Annotated in this window: 21 protein-coding genes and 3 tRNA genes; 12 read left to right on the top strand and 12 right to left on the bottom strand. The window is 40.8% G+C overall.

The window, feature by feature from the left end; all coding sequences use genetic code 11:
- Positions 1-98: 98 nt before the first annotated feature.
- The 4 genes from NLF99_RS02255 to NLF99_RS02240 are packed head-to-tail and all read left to right on the top strand — an operon-like array spanning position 99 to position 2,422.
- Entirely contained in the window at positions 99-539 is a 441-nt protein-coding gene (locus NLF99_RS02255; protein ID WP_185211387.1) for a low molecular weight protein-tyrosine-phosphatase, read from the top strand.
- A gap of 4 nt (positions 540-543) precedes the next feature.
- Positions 544-891, top strand: a complete 348-nt coding sequence (locus NLF99_RS02250; protein WP_093101611.1) for a hypothetical protein — start codon at positions 544-546, stop codon at positions 889-891.
- 3 nt (positions 892-894) lie between these two features.
- Positions 895-1,656, top strand: a complete 762-nt coding sequence (locus NLF99_RS02245) for a peptidylprolyl isomerase (RefSeq protein ID WP_185211386.1) — start codon at positions 895-897, stop codon at positions 1,654-1,656.
- Between the two features lies 1 nt (position 1,657).
- Complete coding sequence (locus NLF99_RS02240) at positions 1,658-2,422, top strand: exodeoxyribonuclease III (RefSeq protein ID WP_254526584.1); 765 nt, start codon at positions 1,658-1,660, stop codon at positions 2,420-2,422.
- A gap of 287 nt (positions 2,423-2,709) precedes the next feature.
- Here NLF99_RS02240 and NLF99_RS02235 read toward each other — a convergent pair whose 3' ends face one another.
- Positions 2,710-3,216, bottom strand: coding sequence for a hypothetical protein (locus NLF99_RS02235; protein ID WP_254526583.1), 507 nt, complete (start codon positions 3,214-3,216; stop codon positions 2,710-2,712).
- Between the two features lie 214 nt (positions 3,217-3,430).
- Between NLF99_RS02235 and NLF99_RS02230 the strand changes: the two genes are divergently transcribed.
- From NLF99_RS02230 to NLF99_RS02205, 6 genes are all read left to right on the top strand, one after another.
- Positions 3,431-3,619: a hypothetical protein gene (locus NLF99_RS02230; protein WP_185211383.1), complete on the top strand. Its 189-nt coding sequence runs from the start codon at positions 3,431-3,433 to the stop codon at positions 3,617-3,619.
- A gap of 136 nt (positions 3,620-3,755) precedes the next feature.
- Positions 3,756-4,787 carry a glutamate 5-kinase gene (proB, locus tag NLF99_RS02225; protein ID WP_185211382.1) on the top strand — a complete coding sequence of 344 codons (1,032 nt, stop codon included), beginning with the start codon at positions 3,756-3,758 and terminating at the stop codon, positions 4,785-4,787.
- Positions 4,788-4,798: 11 nt separating this feature from the next.
- On the top strand, positions 4,799-6,049 hold the full coding sequence (locus tag NLF99_RS02220; RefSeq protein ID WP_254526582.1) for a glutamate-5-semialdehyde dehydrogenase: 1,251 nt from the start codon (positions 4,799-4,801) through the stop codon (positions 6,047-6,049).
- A gap of 2 nt (positions 6,050-6,051) precedes the next feature.
- The gene (locus tag NLF99_RS02215) at positions 6,052-6,435 is read left to right on the top strand and encodes a hypothetical protein (protein ID WP_254526581.1); all 384 of its coding nucleotides are present in this window, start codon (positions 6,052-6,054) and stop codon (positions 6,433-6,435) included.
- A gap of 347 nt (positions 6,436-6,782) precedes the next feature.
- On the top strand, positions 6,783-10,025 hold the full coding sequence (locus tag NLF99_RS02210; RefSeq protein ID WP_254526580.1) for a SusC/RagA family TonB-linked outer membrane protein: 3,243 nt from the start codon (positions 6,783-6,785) through the stop codon (positions 10,023-10,025).
- A 4-nt stretch (positions 10,026-10,029) separates the two neighbouring features.
- Positions 10,030-11,526: a RagB/SusD family nutrient uptake outer membrane protein gene (locus NLF99_RS02205; RefSeq protein ID WP_254526579.1), complete on the top strand. Its 1,497-nt coding sequence runs from the start codon at positions 10,030-10,032 to the stop codon at positions 11,524-11,526.
- A 105-nt stretch (positions 11,527-11,631) separates the two neighbouring features.
- On the opposite strand, the gene NLF99_RS02200 is transcribed toward NLF99_RS02205, so the two are convergent.
- Positions 11,632-12,768, bottom strand: a complete 1,137-nt coding sequence (locus NLF99_RS02200; protein WP_254526578.1) for an acyl-CoA dehydrogenase — start codon at positions 12,766-12,768, stop codon at positions 11,632-11,634.
- 260 nt (positions 12,769-13,028) lie between these two features.
- Between NLF99_RS02200 and NLF99_RS02195 the strand changes: the two genes are divergently transcribed.
- Positions 13,029-13,664, top strand: a complete 636-nt coding sequence (locus NLF99_RS02195; RefSeq protein WP_185211376.1) for a peroxiredoxin — start codon at positions 13,029-13,031, stop codon at positions 13,662-13,664.
- A gap of 399 nt (positions 13,665-14,063) precedes the next feature.
- Here NLF99_RS02195 and NLF99_RS02190 read toward each other — a convergent pair whose 3' ends face one another.
- From NLF99_RS02190 to NLF99_RS02180, 3 genes are all read right to left on the bottom strand, one after another.
- The gene (locus NLF99_RS02190) at positions 14,064-15,137 is read right to left on the bottom strand and encodes a S1C family serine protease (RefSeq protein ID WP_185211375.1); all 1,074 of its coding nucleotides are present in this window, start codon (positions 15,135-15,137) and stop codon (positions 14,064-14,066) included.
- Positions 15,138-15,148: 11 nt separating this feature from the next.
- On the bottom strand, positions 15,149-15,733 hold the full coding sequence (locus NLF99_RS02185) for an RNA polymerase sigma factor (protein WP_185211374.1): 585 nt from the start codon (positions 15,731-15,733) through the stop codon (positions 15,149-15,151).
- A gap of 205 nt (positions 15,734-15,938) precedes the next feature.
- The gene (locus NLF99_RS02180; protein WP_254526577.1) at positions 15,939-16,298 is read right to left on the bottom strand and encodes a DUF4870 domain-containing protein; all 360 of its coding nucleotides are present in this window, start codon (positions 16,296-16,298) and stop codon (positions 15,939-15,941) included.
- A 186-nt stretch (positions 16,299-16,484) separates the two neighbouring features.
- Between NLF99_RS02180 and NLF99_RS19765 the strand changes: the two genes are divergently transcribed.
- Positions 16,485-16,712 (top strand): (4Fe-4S)-binding protein, encoded by a 228-nt coding sequence (locus NLF99_RS19765; protein WP_185211372.1) that lies wholly within the window; start codon positions 16,485-16,487, stop codon positions 16,710-16,712.
- A gap of 62 nt (positions 16,713-16,774) precedes the next feature.
- Here NLF99_RS19765 and NLF99_RS02175 read toward each other — a convergent pair.
- The 7 genes from NLF99_RS02175 to NLF99_RS02145 form a co-directional block, all read right to left on the bottom strand.
- Positions 16,775-16,851: transfer RNA gene (locus tag NLF99_RS02175), tRNA-Asp, on the bottom strand.
- Between the two features lie 54 nt (positions 16,852-16,905).
- Positions 16,906-16,979, bottom strand: a tRNA-Asp gene (locus NLF99_RS02170).
- A gap of 58 nt (positions 16,980-17,037) precedes the next feature.
- A tRNA-Asp gene (locus NLF99_RS02165) sits at positions 17,038-17,111 on the bottom strand.
- Positions 17,112-17,184: 73 nt separating this feature from the next.
- Positions 17,185-18,258: a peptide chain release factor 1 gene (prfA, locus tag NLF99_RS02160; protein ID WP_093100683.1), complete on the bottom strand. Its 1,074-nt coding sequence runs from the start codon at positions 18,256-18,258 to the stop codon at positions 17,185-17,187.
- A 91-nt stretch (positions 18,259-18,349) separates the two neighbouring features.
- Positions 18,350-18,679, bottom strand: a complete 330-nt coding sequence (locus NLF99_RS02155) for a multidrug efflux SMR transporter (RefSeq protein WP_185211371.1) — start codon at positions 18,677-18,679, stop codon at positions 18,350-18,352.
- Positions 18,680-18,748: 69 nt separating this feature from the next.
- Positions 18,749-19,312: a Crp/Fnr family transcriptional regulator gene (locus NLF99_RS02150; RefSeq protein WP_254526576.1), complete on the bottom strand. Its 564-nt coding sequence runs from the start codon at positions 19,310-19,312 to the stop codon at positions 18,749-18,751.
- Positions 19,294-20,049: a UDP-2,3-diacylglucosamine diphosphatase gene (locus tag NLF99_RS02145; RefSeq protein WP_254526575.1), complete on the bottom strand. Its 756-nt coding sequence runs from the start codon at positions 20,047-20,049 to the stop codon at positions 19,294-19,296. Before NLF99_RS02145 ends, NLF99_RS02150 begins: the two co-directional genes overlap by 19 nt.
- Between the last annotated feature and the right edge of the window lie 49 nt (positions 20,050-20,098).

Raw genomic sequence — 20,098 nt, 5'->3', positions numbered from 1 at the left:
GCCCGCCAGAAATTTCTTGTGTCATAGGTCTGTTTTTAGTGTCTAATATCTCATATCTCACATCTCAATACTAACTAGATAATGTTATATTTGAAACCATGAAAATACTAATGGTGTGTTTAGGGAATATTTGCAGGTCTCCATTGGCTCATGGCATTATGGAGCACATGGTTGCGGAGAGCGGGTTGTCTTGGGAGATAGATTCTGCGGGTACGGGAGATTGGCATGTTGGCCAGGCCCCTGATCGTCGATCTATCCAAGTGGCTAAAGAAAGGGGTATTGATATCTCCAGTCAAAGGGCCCAACATTTTAATCCTTCCTTTTTTTCTAAATATGACCGTATTCTGGTGATGGACAAACAGAATTATGCAGACGTAGTGGGGATGGCCATATCTGAAGAAGATAGAGCTAAGGTTTCCCTGTTTCTGATCGATGATATTGTTCCAGATCCATATTATGATTCAAACATGTTCGTTCCAGTCTTTGAACTGATTGAATCTCGATGTAAAGAACTCATTCAAGACTGGTCAGAAAATTAAATTCATGCAAGCAGCAGAGATCAATAAGAAGTGGGCAGAATTGCAAGGAGCAATCGCCAAGAACTTCGATATGGACATTCCTGATATCAAGGTCATGCTTTTCCTGATTGGTGTTCAGGAATTGGGAAAAGGTCCGCAGGAGTTTTCAAAAAGAGAAAAAGAAGAGTTGATGCACATAGCGACCTGTAGACTTTTCAGTAGCTTAGGGTTTTATGAACTCGAAGGGCAGGATGAACAGGGCTGGCCACATTGGAAGCTCATTAAGCCGATTCCTAATTATACCCTTATGGAACAGGAAATGATTATCAAATCCTTGATAATTGATTATTTTGAAGATGTAAATTTCATTTAATATATGAGAAAAATTGTATTGTTGTTTGCCTTTGTGATGGGCTTGAGTTTTGTATATGCACAGACTCCAAAAAACTATTATGTTGAAGTAAAAACCGGTAAAGGCAACGGTATTATCAAACTCTATAACGAAACCCGTAAACACCGTGATAATTTTGTCAAATTGGTCAATGAAGGCTATTTCGACTCCTTATTGTTTCACCGTGTCATCCATAATTTCATGATCCAAGGTGGTGACCCTGATTCACGTTATGCAGGCAGCAGACAGCAACTGGGTAATGGTGGTCCTGATTACAAGGTCCCTGCTGAAATCCAAGCCGATATTATCCACAAGAAAGGGGCATTAGGTGCTGCCCGTGATAATAATCCTGCCAAGGAGTCCTCGGCATCTCAGTTCTACCTGGTTCAAGGCCGCGTGTTCTCTGAAGCTGCACTTGACTCTTTGGAAAAATTTAGGTTGAAAGGCAAGAAATTGACCCCACTGCAAAGGGAAACCTACAAAACTATTGGTGGCACTCCACATCTTGATGGTGAGTACACAGTGTTTGGTGAGTTGATTGAAGGAATTGCTGTTGTAGATAGCATTGCAGCGGTTAAGACCGATGACAACGACCGCCCCTATAATGATGAGCGTTTTGCCATGAAATTATTGGATAGGAGACAGGCATTGGACCTTGAACGCAAGTTGCAAGGGCTTCCTCCTAAGAAAGGCTTCTTTACCAAGCTGTTTGATTCCATGAAATCCAAAACCTACAAACTTCCTTAAGATGAAGATCATTACCTATAATGTGAACGGTATCCGCGCCGCTTTGAAAAAAGGCTGGCTGGATTGGTTCAAGGCTGAAAGCCCAGACGTAATCTGTATTCAAGAAATTAAAGCAACTCCAGATCAGGTTCCTGAACTGGTTTTATTAGAGGAGATGGGCTATGAGCATTATTGGTACCCCGCTCAGAAAAAAGGCTATAGCGGTACTGCTATCTTCACCAGAATTACCCCTAACCATATTGAATATGGTTGTGGCCATGAGGATTATGATTTTGAAGGTAGGGTAATCCGTGCCGACTTTGATAAAGCCTCCGTGATGAGTGTGTATTTTCCTTCGGGAACGACAGGGGATGTCAGACAGGATTTCAAATACAAATTCTTGGATGATTTCCAATTGTACAGCAATGACCTTTTGAAAGAAAAACCGAAATTGGTGGTCTGTGGCGATTTTAATATCTGTCACCGTGCCATTGATATCCATAACCCTAAATCCAATGCCAATAGTTCGGGTTTCCTACCGGCAGAGCGTGAATGGATGGAGAACTTTATCAACTCGGGATATACCGATTCTTTTAGGCACCTCAACCCAGATCCGCATCATTACACTTGGTGGTCTTATCGTGCTGGAGCAAGAGGGAGAAACTTAGGTTGGCGTATCGATTACAATATGGTCTCCAATGATCTGAAGGACAGTATCAAGTCCTCTCGAATCCTTTCTCAAGCGGTTCATTCCGATCACTGCCCAGTGGAATTGATCTTGGACTAACTAGAGACGTTAAAAATATTTATATTGGATTGGCTAGAGAAAAACTCTGGCCATTTCTTTTTTTGTCATAAATCTGTGTGATCTATATTCCGGTTTGACCTTATTCGAGACACATTCGGAACTTTCGCAAAATGTCCTGAGCTACTGTTCATTTTTCATCGGAGCATTGTCTTAGAAATTCGAAGATTTTGCCGAATGGTTCCGCAACATGTCTCGAATATGTCTCGAATGAAACCCTGTTTTAGGGATGATTTTTTCACCCTTTATTTGGGTGTTTTTCATGTGTATTACTGGATCACTTCTATATTGAATCGGACATTGGCATGCTGCTTTGGAACGATGACTGCAAACAAATAAGTGCCCATAGCGGTATAGTTTCCGTTCTTGACTTTTGCAGAGTAGACTATCCCATGGTTCGCACAGTCTCTGTTGACCTGCTGACTAATTAGTGTAGCAGGTATCCCTTGAACTAGTTTCTTGCCTATCAATAAACTTTGTGTCTTAAAGTCTATTTCAGAAAACATTTTTGAAACTTCTTTGCTAGGCCCATTGGCCTCAGAATCGACAAAGGCAATTGCTTTCTCCAGTTCTGTCTTTGACTCAATGACGAGAAACCTATCTTCTAGTTTTTCATCAACTATACGGAATCTGCAAGTGGGATCAATGTTGATTGAAGTAAATTCAACCTCTTCCTCTTGGCAGTCCTCTGGAATGGATTCAGCACATCGAACCTGAATTAATGACATGAAAACGATGGCCAGGAAAAGGAATTTGGGGTACTTAGTGTTTCCCATGATAATTTAGATTAATGGTTTACTGTAATGAAGCTTTATAGGGCTAAATCTTGTGTGGTTTTTCTGAAAAGGAAGGGCTAGTATCTGAAAATAAAGTTAATGATTTTCTAAATTCAAACATAACTATTCATTAAACAGGGAGGGCCTAATTTATTCTAGCCTTTTTCTATACCGAATCAGTAGATTTTAATCTGATTTTCCTTATATTTATTTTATGGGCAAGAAGTTCGCAATATTTATGTTTACCATTACCGCCATTCTATTGCTGTATTGCACTTATGAACTCTATTTGGCATTTGGCACAAATGAACTTTCCTGGAAGGATATTACCAGCCCTTTGTCATTGCTTATTTCAGCCGCATTATTCCTAAATAATGCCTTACGACCCACGAATCTGGGCTAATCTTATCAGCTTTTTACAATCTCTATATCAAGGAAAATGATTGAAAAGCGCTTAATAATTCATAATTTTATATCTATTCTTTGTTATTGTTAGTTTTTCAACAATAAACTGCTTAATATTTTGATTATATCATAAAATGAAAAAACCTATACTGGTCATCAAGTTTGGTTCGGCGGCCATAACGACCGATGGAGAAATTGATGAAAGAATTGTCCTGGAGATCGCTCGTCAATGCGCGCAGTTACAGCCGAAATATAATATTGTCATCGTTTCATCGGGTGCTGTTGCTGCCGGAAAGAAGTTTATCCCTAAATACACGGGTACCCTTGCCCAGAAGAAAGCCGCTGCAGCCATTGGAAACCCCCTGTTGGTGCGCACATATGGCACCTACTTCAAGCCTTTTAAGATTGCATTGGCGCAAAGTCTATGCGAGCGACATCACTTTGCAAACAGGAGCCAGTTTTTACAGTTGAAGAGTACCTACGAAACGCTGTGGAAGAATAATGTAATCCCTATCGCCAATGAAAATGATGTAGTCAGCAATAAAGAGCTCAAGTTCTCTGATAATGATGAACTGGCGACCTTGATTGCTGTGGGTTTTGGTGCCGAGCAGATTTTGTTCAGTACTTCAGTGCCGGGGGTCTTGGACGAGCATGGGAAGGTAATACCGGAGTTGAAGATCATTGACAAAGCGGCATTGGCTTTGGCAAAGGAGGAAAAATCTGCTGTAGGATTAGGGGGGATGATCTCAAAATTGAATTTTGCAAGGTTGGCCAATCAAATGGGCATCAAAGCGGTTATTTTTTCGATGAAAACCGAGGATGGGATCTTGAAAGCAGTGGCTGGAGATACCGGGACGATATGCCAAGCTCAGGAGAAAAAGCTTTCCTCCCGAAACAAATGGTTGGCGAGTGGTAGTTTGATTACAGGCTTGGTACAGGTGGATAAGGGTGCTTTAGCAGCCTTGAACAAAAGAAAAAGTTTATTGGCTGTGGGTGTAAACAAAATTATCCAAGATTTTGAGGTCGGTGAGGTCTTCCAGATTGCTGATGAAGACCATGTGATCCATGCTGTGGCCAAATCGAAGATAGACTCGGTTTCGTTGCGGTCCAAGTCTGAGAAGAAGAATATTGAAATTGCGCATGCCGATGATATTGTGCTGCTATAAAGGAAATTAAAATGAAGAAAACGATATTAACCGAACTTGAAAATAGCAGAAAGGCCAAAAGAGCCATTGCACAATTGTCGATTGAAAAGAAGGCTGAAATACTGAATGCCATTGCGGCTGAAATATTGGATCGTTCCGAACAGATCATTGAAGAAAACAAAAAGGATCTGGACCGAATGGATCCTTCGGATTCCAAATATGATCGGTTGAGGTTGACTGAAGCAAGAATCCAAGACCTTGCTGACAGTGTGCGGGCTGTTGCTAAATTGGATGATCCTACTGGGAAATTATTGAGCAGTAAAACGCTCGATAATGGGCTCTTGGTAGAAAAGAGATCGGTGGCTTTGGGTGTCGTAGGGGTTATCTATGAATCGAGGCCCAATGTGACCATTGATGTTGCGGTCCTTTGTATTCAATCGGGCAACGTTTGTCTGCTTAGGGGCGGATCGGATGCCTGGTACAGTAATTCCTATTTGGTTGGTTTGATCCAAAAGGTATTGAAAAGTTATGGGCAAGATCCGAATATTGTTCAACTGTTGCCAACTGATCGGGAACTTGTCGCTGAGCTATTGACGGCGGTCAAATATGTAGATATCATCATTCCTAGAGGATCCCAAGGCTTGATCGACTTTGTACGTGAAAACGCCAAGGTTCCCGTGATAGAAACGGGTGCTGGGGTATGCCACACCTATGTGGACAGGACCGCAGATCTGGAATTGGCAGCCAAGATTGTAGCGAATGCAAAGATTTCAAGACCATCGGTCTGTAATGCCTTGGACTGTGTTTTGCTGGACGAGGAGATCGTAGATGGGTTTGTAAAGAATTTAGTTCCCTTATTTGAGAAAGCTAAAGTGAAAGTATTGGCAGATGGTCAAAGCTATGCAAGCCTGAAGGAACAAGGCTATACGGAATTGGGTAAGGCGGAGGCAGATGATTTTGGCAGGGAGTTCTTGGACTTGATCTGTTCCATGAAGGTAGTATCTGGTCTAGAGGAAGCCCTTGATCACATTGCAAAGTATTCATCCAAACATTCTGAGTGTATTGTTTCTGCTGATTCAAAAAATATCCTGAACTTTATGAATGCGGTAGATGCTGCAGCGGTATATTCCAATGCGTCCACTCGATTTACGGATGGGGGCGAATTTGGATTGGGAGCCGAAATAGGCATCTCCACGCAGAAATTACATGCCCGTGGGCCATTTGCTTTAGAAAAACTGGTTACCGAGAAGTGGTTCGTGACGGGAGAAGGACAAATAAGATAGTTATGGGAATTAGATTTGAGAAAGATACCATCCTAAATTGGATCAATGAGATGGGGAAGTACATGCGGTTGGTCGTTGATCGGTACACTGCATTTGACGAAACAGAAGAACCGATGGACCTGACTGAAGGGTACACGGATTTTTTTAAGAAAGATAGGGGTTTCTTTTTAGAAACAGATACTGCTGGGTTAGAGGAGTTTATTGTGGCTTTGGAGCCGGAGCAAATAAGGCCATTGGCTCAATTGCTGATGTATGATGGTTTGATGAATCGGGACCATGCCTTATTGAAGAAAGCCAAGTTTCTTTTCGAATGGAACATGAAGAAAACGGGGGCCTTTTCTTTTCAAGATTTTGATTATTTATCAAAGATTGACAATGTTTTATAAAAAATTCCTCTTTTATAAGAGGAATTTTTATTTAAATAGCAAATTTTATTGCAAAAATTTAAAAAGCTGATTGTGTAGATCGGAATTTTCCCGATTAACGGCGGAATTAGCCTGTTTATTGTATGCTCTGTTACAAAATAAATTTTTCAGTTAAAAAAATGAGTATTTATTTCTTTGATTCCTATTATTTTATCAATGAATAACAGTGCTTGGTTAAAAAAGTGATGAAAGTTATTGTTTCATGTTAATTTTTTGTTATATACTTGCCCAAATTATGGTAACTAATAGGACGCACTAACCTTCGTCCCTAATGAAAACAATTATTTAACAAAACTCAAACAATTATTATGAAACAAAAATTACTCAGCTTTTTTGTGCTGTTTATGCTGTCCATTGGATTGCTGAATGCGCAAAGTCGTCAGGTGAGTGGTAAGGTTACTGATGCTACAACAGGAACGCCCCTGTCTGGAGTTTCGGTAAAAGTTGTTGGATTGTCCACAGCTACCCAAACTGATGAACAAGGAAATTACTCGATCATGGTAAATGAGAATGGTCGATTGACATTTTCTTTTATTGGATATGAGACCTTAACTCAATCCGCATCTGGCCGATCAACCTTGAATATTTCCTTAATTTCTACTTCTGATGCTTTGGATGAGGTTGTTGTTGTAGCCTATGGAACGGTGAAAAAATCTGACTTTACGGGTTCTGCAACACAGATTGGCACCAAAGAAATCGACAAGAGGCCGATTTCCAACGTGTTGACTGCCTTACAGGGAGCTGGTCCAGGTATCCAATCTAGCGCGCCATCTGGTGCTCCGGGTTCGTCACCAGGTATCCGTATTCGTGGTTTTGGATCGTATTCTGCAGGACAAGGCGCATTGGTTGTTGTAGATGGGGTTCCATTTGATGGGGGAATGACCAATATTAACCCTGCTGATGTGGAGTCCGTAACGGTATTGAAAGATGCTGCTACTATTGCGATGTACGGTTCACGTGGTGCAAACGGTGTGATCATGGTTACTACCAAACAAGGTAAATCTGGTCAGTCTGAGTTGAACGTGTCAGCGCAATACGGTTTCAATAAAAACGGGGTTCCGGCTTATGAAACTGTTGATGCAGGACAGTACTATGAATTGATGTGGCAGGCTTACACCAACAACCTGGCTTTTGGTTCGGCAAAAATCCCAATGGATGTTGCGAAACAATTAGGTTCTGGTCTATTGCCAAGAAATGCTAAAGGCTTACAGACTTACAATGGTAAAACATACCAAGATATTGTTCAATACCTAGGTAATTACAACGCTTTTGATGTACCTAACGATGCTTTAGTTGGCGTTGATGGTAAATTAAACCCGAACGCGAAGTTCCGTTATGAAGGATTTACTTCATGGGAGGACGAAGCTGCAAGAGCAGGAAAGCGTAATGAATATAACCTGAACTATTCAGGTGGTTTTAATTCTACTGACATCTATACCTCATTAAACTACTTAAAGGATAATGGATGGGGATTACGTTCGATGAATGAAAGATTCCAAGGTAGAGTTAACGTAAATACAAAAGTTACCGATTGGTTAAAGACAGGTGTGAACTTAAACGCTGCTTCTAGAAAAGCTGATTTTGCTTATGATGGTGGCGGTATCAACAACCCGTTCTATTTCTCTAGAGGAATTGCTCCAATTTATCCTGTATATGTACATGATCCAGAAACTGGAAAGATCGTTTATGATGAATTTGGTGTAAAACGTTACGACTATGGTAACTTGGTTTCAGAGTTTGGTCTATCTAGACCTTTCAATAGCGGTCGTCACGCGATTGCAGAAACCATGTACAACACGAGTAAATCAAACCGTGACTTTATTGGTGCGAGAGCATATATGGACGTAAATGTATTGCCTTGGTTGACATTTACGATGAACTTCAGTCCGGATTTAGAAAATAACCGTTCAGAAGGATATGAAAATACAATTGTAGGTGACGGTGCTCCAGCTGGACGCTACAACCAAAGTTGGTACAGACAATTGTCTTATACATTCAACCAATTATTAAGAGCTAATAACACATTTGGACTTCATAACTTGGAAACTGTATTGGGACATGAGTTCTACTCGTACAAGATCGAGGACCTAAGCGGTATGAGAACCGGACAAGGATTCCAAGGGGTAAATGTCATGGAGAACTTTACTGATATCAGTTCATTGACATCAGGTCTTCGTGAAAATTCCATTGAGAGTTATTTTGGACGTGTAAACTATAACTACAACAGCAGATACTACTTAAGTGCAATGTTGAGAGCTGATGGTAACTCTAGGTTCCCTGCAAACTTAAGATGGGAGAATTTCTGGTCAGTAGGTGCTGCATGGAGATTGGATCAAGAAGACTTCTTCAAGAATGATTACACAGATCTATTAAAACTTAGATTCTCTTATGGACAATTAGGTAACTCTGATTTGAGTTCTTATTATCCTTATCAGCCAGGATATGAAATTGGTTATAACAATGCTTCAACCCCTGGATCTATCTATGCTTCATTAGGTAGTGATCGTTTGACTTGGGAAACACAAAAGCCATTGGACGTGGGTGTAGATTTCAGTTTCTTGAACGGAAGACTATCAGGTTCCTTAGAATATTATTATAGAAATTCAGATGGTCTATTGTTCAGCGTGAATCAGCCATACCATAATGGTGGTACAACTGCGGGATCATATGCGATCAACCAAAACGTTGGAGCAATGACCAACAAAGGTATCGAGGCAAGTGTAACAGGAGGTTTGATCAGAAAGGAAAACTTCAACTGGAACCTAACTGTTAACGTAACTACTGTGAAGAATGAGATCACAGCGATGCCTAAGGAAACTCCAGAGTTGGTGAGTAGTCCATACAAGCGCGCAGTTGGAAGATCATTGTATGATTATTATACAAGAACTTATTATGGTGTAGATCCTGAAAATGGAAACGCATTGTACCTAGGACTTGCTGATGGTGTAACATACGATGCTTCAAACCCAGAGCATAAATTGATCGAGAATAACGGACGTGTAGACACCGTTACTTCAAACCATAACTCGGCTCGTCAATCATGGTTAGATAAATCAGCAATTCCTCCTGTTTATGGTAGTGTTGTGAATGACTTTACTTACAAGAATTTTGACTTCAGATTTGTTTTGACCTATAGTGTTGGTGGATATTTCTACGATGGATACTATGCAGGTTTGATGAGTTCAGGACCTTCAAATGGTGCTAACTTGCATTCAGATCTATTTGGAGCATGGAAAAACCCTGGTGATGTAACTGATATCCCACGCATGGACGTTGGTAGAACTTCACAACATGGTGCTGCTTCATCAAGATGGTTGACTAAAGCATCTTACTTAAATATCAGTGCGATCAATGTGGGTTATAGAATTCCGGAATCATTCTCAGGCAGAATCGGTATTAAGAGAGCGCGTATCTATGCGAGTGCTGAAAACCTATACTTCTGGTCTGCGAAAAAAGGATTTAACCCTGTGGGTGGTCTGACTGGTCCAACTGGAAATAGCTCATACAACCACGCGAGAACATTTAACTTTGGTATTAACTTCGGACTTTAAGACAATGAAAATATTTAATAGAAAATTACAATACCCTATTCTAGGAACAGTATTGACTGCTGTACTCTTCCTTTCGGGATGTAAAAAGGAGGCTCTGCAAAAAGACCCTAGTGATAAAATCAATACAGAAGTCGTATTTGCATCGACAGAGAATGCATATTCAGCGATCAATGGTATGCACCGTCTAATGTACTCGCAGTGGTATAGTAACCAAGCTGCGGGTGGACAGAGCGGTAACATGATTTATATGGAAGTGCTTGGTGACGACTTTGTCATGACCGGCGCAGCCAATGGTTGGTTCAATAGTGAATACAAATGGATTAGCCATAGAGATGCGAACTCATCGATCAACCAGTATAACTATGGTTTTTACTATGCCTTGATTGGAAACGCGAACCAGATCATCAATAATATCGATGGCGCAGCAGGTCCTGAAGAAGATAAAAACTTCATCAAAGGACAGGCCTTGTCATACAGGGCATGGGGCTACTATCAAATGATTCAACTATTTGGTAAACGCTATGTAAAAGGTGGGAATAACTCAGGTTTAGGTGTTTCCCTTATCTTGGATAAATCTACTACAGCTGTTGAACGCAATACCGTTGAGGAAGTTTATACACAGATCAATAAAGACCTAGATGATGCGATTGCATTATTTGCAAATGCGTCAGGCAGACCTGATGTATCACATTTGAATATCGATGTTGCAAAAGGTTTGAAAGCTCGTGTTGCATTGACTCAACAAGATTATGTAACTGCGGCAAAATTTGCCAAAGAAGCTCGTGCTGATTATGACCTGATGACCAACGCTCAATATATTGGCTCGTTTACAACATCTGCCAATCCAGAGTGGATTTGGGGTATCCGTCATAGAGAAGACCAACCAACCTATTTTTATTCGTTCTATGCTTATGTAGGTAACTTCAGTTCTACCAACACTCGTGGTAACCCTAAGGCGATTAACTCGTTGTTGTATGATAAGATTTCAGATACTGACGTTCGCAAGCGTGTTTGGGATCCAACTGGAGCGGATAAAACATTCCCAGTTGCAGCAAGTGGTGTTCGTATGCCATATATGACCAGGAAATTCACGTTGACAAACCCTGGAAATAGTAATGGTGACTTGATGTTTATGCGTGCTGCGGAAATGTACTTGATCGAAGCTGAAGCTTTGGCAAGATCAGGATCTGAGACTGCTGCAAAAGAGGTTTTGTTGGAACTTGCTGAAAACAGGGACCCAGATTATGTTCTTTCTACCAATACAGGAGCAAGCCTGATCGAAGAGATCTTGACCCAAAGAAGAGTTGAGTTATGGGGTGAAGGCTTCAGGTTCTACGATTTGAAGAGATTGAACCTACCTTTGGACAGAAATGGAGCAAATCACATTGCTTCCCTTGCCGTGGAGTTTTCAATTCCTGCAGGAGATAAACGTTGGGAGTTCTTGATCCCTCAAGGTGAAATTGATAGAACCTTAGGTGTAGTGGTTCAGAACCCATTGTAGTGCTAGATGTGAATCATTGAATTCCATTCATAAAAGAAGCCAGGCAATTTGCCTGGCTTTCTTTTCTTAGTTACACTTTGATTTATTAATAATTATACCTGTTTCTTATCTCAATACCTCTCTTGCGATGACCAAGCGCTGAATTTCAGAGGTTCCTTCATAGATCTGTGTAATCTTGGCATCTCGCATCAGTCGCTCAACATGGTACTCTTTTACATAGCCATAACCACCATGGATCTGTACAGCTTCCACGGTATGCTTCATGGCCACTTCGGAAGTGTTCAATTTCGCCATGGCAGCGATCTTTCCGTAAGGAAGACCTTGATCCTTGGTCCAGGCAGCTTTATAGGTCAGTAACCTTGCTGCTTCAATATCTACTTCCATATCCGCTAATTTGAACTGAATAGCTTGATGGTCTGAAATAGGTTTGCCGAAGGTCTTTCTTTCCTTAGAATAGGCCAATGCAAGGTCATACGCCCCAGCAGCAATGCCTAAGGCCTGTGCAGCAATACCGATCCGGCCTCCATCCAAGGTTTTCATGGCAAACTTGAATCCGAATCCATCCTCACCGATGCGGTTCTCCTTTGGAACCTTGACATCGGAGAACATTAGGGAATGGGTATCCGAGCTGCGGATTCCCAATTTATTTTCTTTTGGGCCAATGCTAAAACCAGGAGTGCCTTTTTCGACAATGAGTGCATTGATCCCACGATGCCCTAAGTCAGGGTGGGTTTGGGCAATAACAATATAGATATCTGCATTACCACCATTGGTAATCCAGTTTTTTGTACCGTTCAGTAAGTAATGGTCACCTTTATCTTCAGCCATGGTATGTTGAGAGGAGGCATCAGAGCCTGCCTCTGGTTCGGATAGCGCAAAGGCGCCCAGTTTTTCTCCGGAAGCCAAGGGTTTTAGGTATTTCTGCTTTTGTTCCTCGGTTCCGAATTCATTCAATCCGAATAGGACCAGGGAATTGTGGGCCGACATGATCACTGCCGCAGAGGCATCTATCTTGGCGATCTCTTCCAGAGCGAGTACATAAGCGAGCGTATCCATGCCTGCACCGCCATATTGTTCTGGCGTCATGATGCCCATAAAACCTAGTTCGCCCATTTTTTTGACAAACTCGGTCGGGAACTTGGCCAGTTCATCCCTTTCAATTACGCCGGGTTTAAGCTCCTGAGCAAATTCTCGGGCAGCTTCGCGGATCATTTTATGTTCTTCTGATAGTTCGAAATTCATCTCTTTGCTTATAAGGTTATCTCAAATATAATTATATTTTATTATGCAAGCATAATAAAAACTAAAATATTATCCGTGTGGATGAAAAATATTTTATCCTGATAAACCTTTGTTCTGCCTTGAGTGTTATTTAGTTGTGAGCCATAAAAGTAAAATGATTGTAAGAAAAATCTGAAATCAGACCGCTGTATTGCGATTTACAATAAAATCTACTATATTGATAGAGTAAACAATTTCGTTCATTATAAACATTAATAGATATGAGTTTAAGATTAGGTGATGATGCACCAAACTTTCAAGCCAAAACAACAGAGGGTGATATAAATTTCTATGATTATATTGACGGCAAATGGGCTGTCCTGTATTCACACCCTTCAGATTATACACCGGTATGTACCACAGAATTAGGTCGTACGGCAAAATTGAAATCCGAGTTCGACAAGCGTAATGTAAAAGTGTTGGCATTGAGCGTTGACTCCGTTGAGGACCACAATGGTTGGGTAAAAGATATCAATGAAACACAGAATACCCAGGTTAATTTTCCTATCATCGCAGATGAGGACAGACATGTGGCCGAGTTGTACGATATGATCCATCCAAATGCTTCTGCGACAGCTACAGTGCGTTCGGTATTTGTAATTGGGCCAGACAAGAAGGTAAAACTTACCTTGACTTACCCAGCTTCAACAGGAAGGAATTTTGATGAGATCTTGCGCGTAATTGATTCCTTGCAGCTTACTGCAGACTATCAGGTGGCTACTCCAGCGGATTGGAAGGATGGAGAGGATGTAATCGTTGTTCCAGCGATCAAGACTGAGGATATTCCAGCGAAGTTCCCGAAAGGATATAAGGAGATCAAACCTTACTTGAGGACGACTCCGCAACCAAACAAATAAGCCCATCCGGTTTATCTGGACAGGATAATGTATAAGGCCAACTCTAGTTAGTTGGCTTTTTCTTTAAATGGATTTTTCTTTTTTCTAGGTACGATATACGAAGTGATCAGAGCAATAAGGGTCACGAGGCATAGTTGCTTTAAGATAGCTCCATAGTCGAGCTCAAAAGCGCTGTGTGATGACAAGAATTGAAAAACCTGTACAAAGATTGCCAATGCTAGAAAGATGAAAAAATAGGTCCAAAAGGTCCGCATATTCACTTTGTTTTTTTATTAAATATAATGAATAAGATATTTAAAATCAAAGTGATATAATTTTTGATGGGTAGGGTAGGTATAAAAACAGACAAGGTGCTACATGATTGTAACACCTTGCTTCATACAAAAGTCCAATTTATTTTTAATAGACCTTGACCATGTAGATAAAGTCTTGCAACTTTTTGATCTGCTCGGTACGAGGTAAATTTGATAGGCTATTTTTATTGTTCAGAACGATGTTCCCTTTCAGGGATTCTTCTGGGATACGGTTCAATGTTTCGATCAGTGCTTTGGTCTTGATCGCAAAAGCTGCTCCATCGAGACCTTTTTGTTTACCGGAGATAATACCGATGATATTTCCGTTCTTATCAAGGACTGGGCCCCCACTGTTACCTGGGTTTACGGGTACAGAGATTTGATAAGCTGTGGTATCACCGCTGTAACCTGTTGAGGAACTCAAGTAGCCTTCGCCATATACAGCTTCATCCCGTGGATAACCGATGGTGTAGATACCTTCACCAAGATCGGTGTTCTGTCTTCTGAACGTATATGGGATATTTGCCGATTGAGCGATAAAGTTTGAGTCTGAAATATGCAGGATAGCTAAGTCCTTCTCAGAATCCACGAAGATTATGGAAGCCTTATAAGAATCGCCTTTATTGTTTTGTAGGTGGATGGAGTCAGCTCCACTCACGACGTGAAAATTTGTTACTACGTAGCCATCTTTGGTCAGCATAAATCCAGTTGCACCATATTGAAGGGCATCCTGTGGAGCATTGCTTTCCTTGTTGATGTTCCTGATGGCATTGTGGTGAGCATTGACGTTGCGTTTAACGCTATTTATCTCTCTTTTAAGGGCGCTATAGTCCGAGTTGGCTCTACGCAGCGTAGAGAAGTATCCGGTTGAATACAGCGTAGCTAAAGAAGAAAGAACGGCGACAGCAGCTGCTGCCACGGCATTGATCTTTAATTTCTTCCACAAACGAACCACAATAGTTTCGGTAGGCTGTTCCTGGATGGTTTTTTCCAATTGACTTTTAAACTCTGCACGCGCTTCATGGCGCTTCATGGTTTGCACGAATTCAGCATGCGATAGAAAAAGCGCATTCAAATCTGGGTCTTGATCGCACAACAGTTCAAATGATTCCTTTTCTTTAGGATCCATCTGGCCGTTGAGGTAGCGGTCTGCCAATTCTAAAAATTCTTGCTGTCTCATTTCAACTTTTACTAATCAGATTTTTGATCAAAGAAAAGCTTCTTCAATCGTTGTAAACATTTATATTTCTGAGTTTTCGCGTTGTCAGTATTGGTGTATCCAAACTTTTCGCAGATTTCGTTCATCGACTTGTTCCTGATGTAGAAATCCTTTAAGATCGTTTGGCAGGGTTCACCCAGTTGGCTCATTGCACTGTCCATTTTGGAGAAGTCATTTTCTTTCTCGATATGGCTCTGGATGTCGCTTTCCACATCGGCAATTTCTAATCCGTCGGAGTCAGAAGTGCCCATGCTGTTTTCCCTTTTGTTCAGTTGCTTTAACCACAATCTCCTACATACTGCATATAGGAACGTACTTAACTTACTGCTGAGCTCGAAATTCTCATGAGTAACTTTATCGTACAATACCATGACCGCTTCCTGAAAAATATCTTTGGCTTCATCCTCTGTTCCTTTGTTTCCGGTAATAAGGTGGGATACGGAAGGATAGCAGGTTTTATAGATTTCTGAAATTACTGAGTTGTCTCCTTTTCGTAAACCTTCCAGCAATTCCTTGTCCTCACGGGTCTTTGGTAATATTTGTCTTATTTTACTCACTTATTAATACCCTAATTTTCAAATAGTAACCCAAGATTTGTTAAAAATTTTATTATTTGTGATTTCGTTTCCAAACGTAAGAGAATTTTTATGGAATATCAATCCAATTTATAATCTATTGACATTTTTTAAAAATTTGAAGGAATGACAAACTAAAAGACACCTGCCTGTCGGGGGTGTCTTTCATTTATTTGGTTCATGGGGCTTAAATCCCCGCAAATAGATTGTTGTAATACTCACCCAACAAAGGAACCGGTTTCTTGTTGCCATTGGCTGCATTGATAATCCCGATAATCCATAAGATAATCATCAATAACGCCGTTATGGCTGATATAATCCATCCTATAAATGGAATATAGCTCATTACACCGGAAACGAATAATGTCAAAAATATGCCCAATGATTGACGGATATGGTATGTTGCGAAATCATTCCGTTTTTCATTGTTCAATACAAAGGCAATTATAAGACCAATGATTGTTAAATAGGCAATTATGGCAATGTTTTTACCATCATTGATGATGTTGTTACCGCCACTTTCAATCGGAGTTTGTGAATTTTCCATAAGATTAAGGTTATAATTTAGATTAAAAATAAACAAATATTTCAATAAGTTTCTATTCATGTCCTTTAAGGTTCAATTTGCTCACGCTGAAATCGAATGAGGTGATTTCTTTTCATCTTCAAGGATGATTTTTATAAACAAAAGGTTTTGTAGCTTGTTACTCATTAAAATAGGAGAAAGAAGATCATGGAAGAAAAAATTATTCGCTATAAGCATCCTAATGGAGAGATAACGGTGCTTTGGCGGCCTAAGAAATGTATTCATTCGGCGGTATGTATCAATATGTTGCCTCGGGTGTATGATCCGGGAGACCGTCCCTGGGTGAAGCCTGAACATGCAAGTACGCAGGAGCTGATCAATCAGATAGATCGCTGTCCTTCGGGAGCTTTGCAGTATGAATTACATGGGGGTTAGAAAAGGAATTGGCATAAAACAAAAAAGGTATCATGGATTTCATGATACCTTTTGATTTTTTTTGGCGGTCTGGACGGGACTCGAACCCGCGACCCCATGCGTGACAGGCATGTATTCTAACCAGCTGAACTACCAGACCAAAAAAATAAACTTAAAAAGAACAAATGAAAGACTAGCTTCATTTTAATTTTAGCGGTCTGGACGGGACTCGAACCCGCGACCCCATGCGTGACAGGCATGTATTCTAACCAGCTGAACTACCAGACCTAAAATCTCTTAAAATTAAAAAAAGAACTCTTTGAAGCTTCGCTTCTCTTTTTGTTTGCGGTCTGGACGGGACTCGAACCCGCGACCCCATGCGTGACAGGCATGTATTCTAACCAGCTGAACTACCAGACCTTTTTCCTTCTTTTTAGAAGGTGTGCAAATATAGTGTTTATTTCTATATCTGCTAATAAATTTTTGAAAAATCTTACTCTACGGCGCCTTCTTTCATCTTTTCTGCATTCTCAGCAAACTGCAATGCATCTATAATGTCTTGAATATCACCGTCCATAATTGCCGGTAGGTTGTACATCGTCAATCCGATGCGGTGTTCCGTTACACGGCCTTGTGGATAGTTGTATGTACGGATCTTTGCCGAACGGTCACCAGTGGATACCATGGTTTTACGTTTTGCCGCAATATCTCCGTGTTTCTTCTGTACTTCTAGTTCATAAAGCTTGTTACGTAGCATCTCCATGGCTAATTCACGGTTCGCTAACTGCGAACGCTCTACCTGACAAACAACTACGATACCCGATGGTTTGTGTGTCAACTGAACTTTGGTCTCTACCTTGTTCACGTTCTGTCCACCAGCACCTCCTGATCTTGATGTCTGCATTTCGATATCGCCTGGATTCAATTCCACGTCGACCTCTTCTGCCTCTGGTAATACGGCTACCGAAGCTGCGGAAGTATGCACACGACCCTGAGTTTCTGTGTCTGGAACACGTTGAACACGGTGAACACCTGATTCATATTTCAATTGTCCGTAGACATCCTCGCCGATTACTTTTAAGATAACCTCTTTGTAACCACCGGAAGTTCCTTCCGTCACATCCATTACTTCGTTTCTCCAACCTTTGGTTTCAAAGAAACGAGTGTACATACGGTAAAGGTCTCCTGCAAACAGTGCAGCCTCATCACCGCCAGTACCGCCACGGATCTCGATGATGGCATTTTTAGCATCCTCTGGATCCTTAGGGATCAACATTAAGCGGATTTCCTCTTCTTTTTCCTCTTTCTCCGTATATAAGATATCCAGTTCCTCTTTGGCCATCTCTCTCAATTCCTGATCTTTCTCGTTGGCTAGGATATCTTTGTTGGTGTCGATATTGCTGACCATATTTTTGTAAATATGGTATTGCTCAACAATTTTGCCCAAGTCTTTGTATTCCTTGTTCAACTTTGCAAAGCGCTTCATGTCGCTGATGGTATCGGGATTGCTTAACTCTCTTTCAACTTCTTCCCAGCGCTCTTTTATGGCTTGTAGTTTCTCTAACATAAATTACATCTTGCTTTACCGCAGGGCGTTTGAAGACCATACACGGTAATTAATCGACAAAAATAAAGATTTTTATGCGCTTTTAAAGATACTAATGCGAAGAAACTGCTTTTAGCCCAACAATTGACCCGATTAAAGTGATAATAAAGAAGATGCGCCAGAAATCTGTAGGTTCTTTAAAGAAGAAAATACCCATTAAAACCGTACCTACAGCACCGATTCCGGACCATACCGCATAGGCAGTTCCTAAAGGAAGGGTACTGGTTGCTTTGATCAATAAACCCATACTGATAGTTACACTGATCAGAAAGCCTAGGTACCAAAGGTACATTTCAGTTCCAGTAGCATCTTTGGCGCGGCCGATACAATAGGTGAAGGCGACTTCAAATAAACCACCAATTATTAATATTATCCAATTCATTGCTGTATTTTTTTAATGGCGCAAAGGTCTATTTTAATTTAGCCATTTCTTTTTACAATTGTTAAATTTTTATCTTTTTATACCGCGTATACGGCTCAATGTAACTTGGGAGATGCCTAGATAGGAAGCAATATAGCCTAATTTGATCCGGTTAGTGATGTTTGGAGCCTTTTTTAAGAGTTCCTCGTAACTCTCATACGAAGACCTGAAAAGGCGGAGCATCAACCTTTCTTCAATTTTTAAGGCTTCAAGTTCGGCTAAGCGGCGGCCCCAATTGCTGATGGAGGTATGGTTTTGGTAAAGCTCCTGTAGCTTTTGAATGGAGAGACGGTATAATTGGGATTTTTCTAATGTTTGGATGGTCTCATAGCCGGGTTGCTGATGGATATAGCTATTCAAGGACATCAGGACTTCACCGGGAAAGGTAAAACCAAGGATGATTTCCTTTTCTATTTTGTGATAATAGATCCTACAGATCCCTTCTTTCTGGAAATACAGAAAGGGACTGGTTTTATCAGCATAGATTACGGTGCTGTTCTTGGGGACTTCAATCAGTTCACAGATGCCTTCCAATAAGGAAAACTGTTCATCATTCATCGGGTAGATCGAGTTTGCTATTTCTCTGAATTCCATTTTTCAAGTTTAATTTCTTGCCCGTCCCAAACAGCATAAGTATGGTAGTTGATCCATTCGCCTAGGTTAATGATTCGGCTGCTGTTTTTCAATTGAATATCATAGGGTAGATGACGATGTCCAAAAATGAATAAGTCATAATGCTGTTTCTCGAGGATTTCCTTGGCATAAACAATCAGCCACTCATTCTCTTCTCCAAGGAACCTTTCTTCGGCATTATTGGATATGCGGCTATGTTTGGACCAGCGCTGTGCAATCCCGATCCCAAGATTAGGGTGTAGCCGGGCAAACAACCATTGGCAGAGTGAGCTGCGGAATATTTTCTTGAGAAATTTGTATTTCGAATCACCAGGGCCCAATCCGTCGCCGTGGTGGATATAAACGGATTTTCCATTGAGGTTGATGACTTTCTCATTGGATATAATTTCCGCTTTCAGTTCATCTTTTAGGTATCCGAACATCCACATATCGTGGTTGCCCTTAAATAGCGTGATTTTGATGCCCAGATCAGCTAATTCAGCCAATTTCCCCAAAAATCGGATATAGCCTTTTGGTACAACCGTGCTGTATTCAAACCAAAAGTCAAAGATGTCCCCAACTAAATAGAGCTCTGCAGCGTCGGTCTTGATGTAGTCCAGCCATGAAATAATATGCTGTTCCCTAACCTTGGATTGATCCATCGGATAGGAACCTAAGTGGAAATCTGATGCAAAATATATTTTATTGCCTGGGCTCATTCAGGTCAAAACTAGCATAATAATTACGGATTATCAAGACAGGGTAATA

This window comes from Sphingobacterium sp. LZ11T8 (genome assembly GCF_024261425.1).
Classification (GTDB): domain Bacteria; phylum Bacteroidota; class Bacteroidia; order Sphingobacteriales; family Sphingobacteriaceae; genus Sphingobacterium.
Note: the sequence above shows the minus strand (reverse complement) of the source record. Positions and strands in the feature narration are given on the sequence as shown.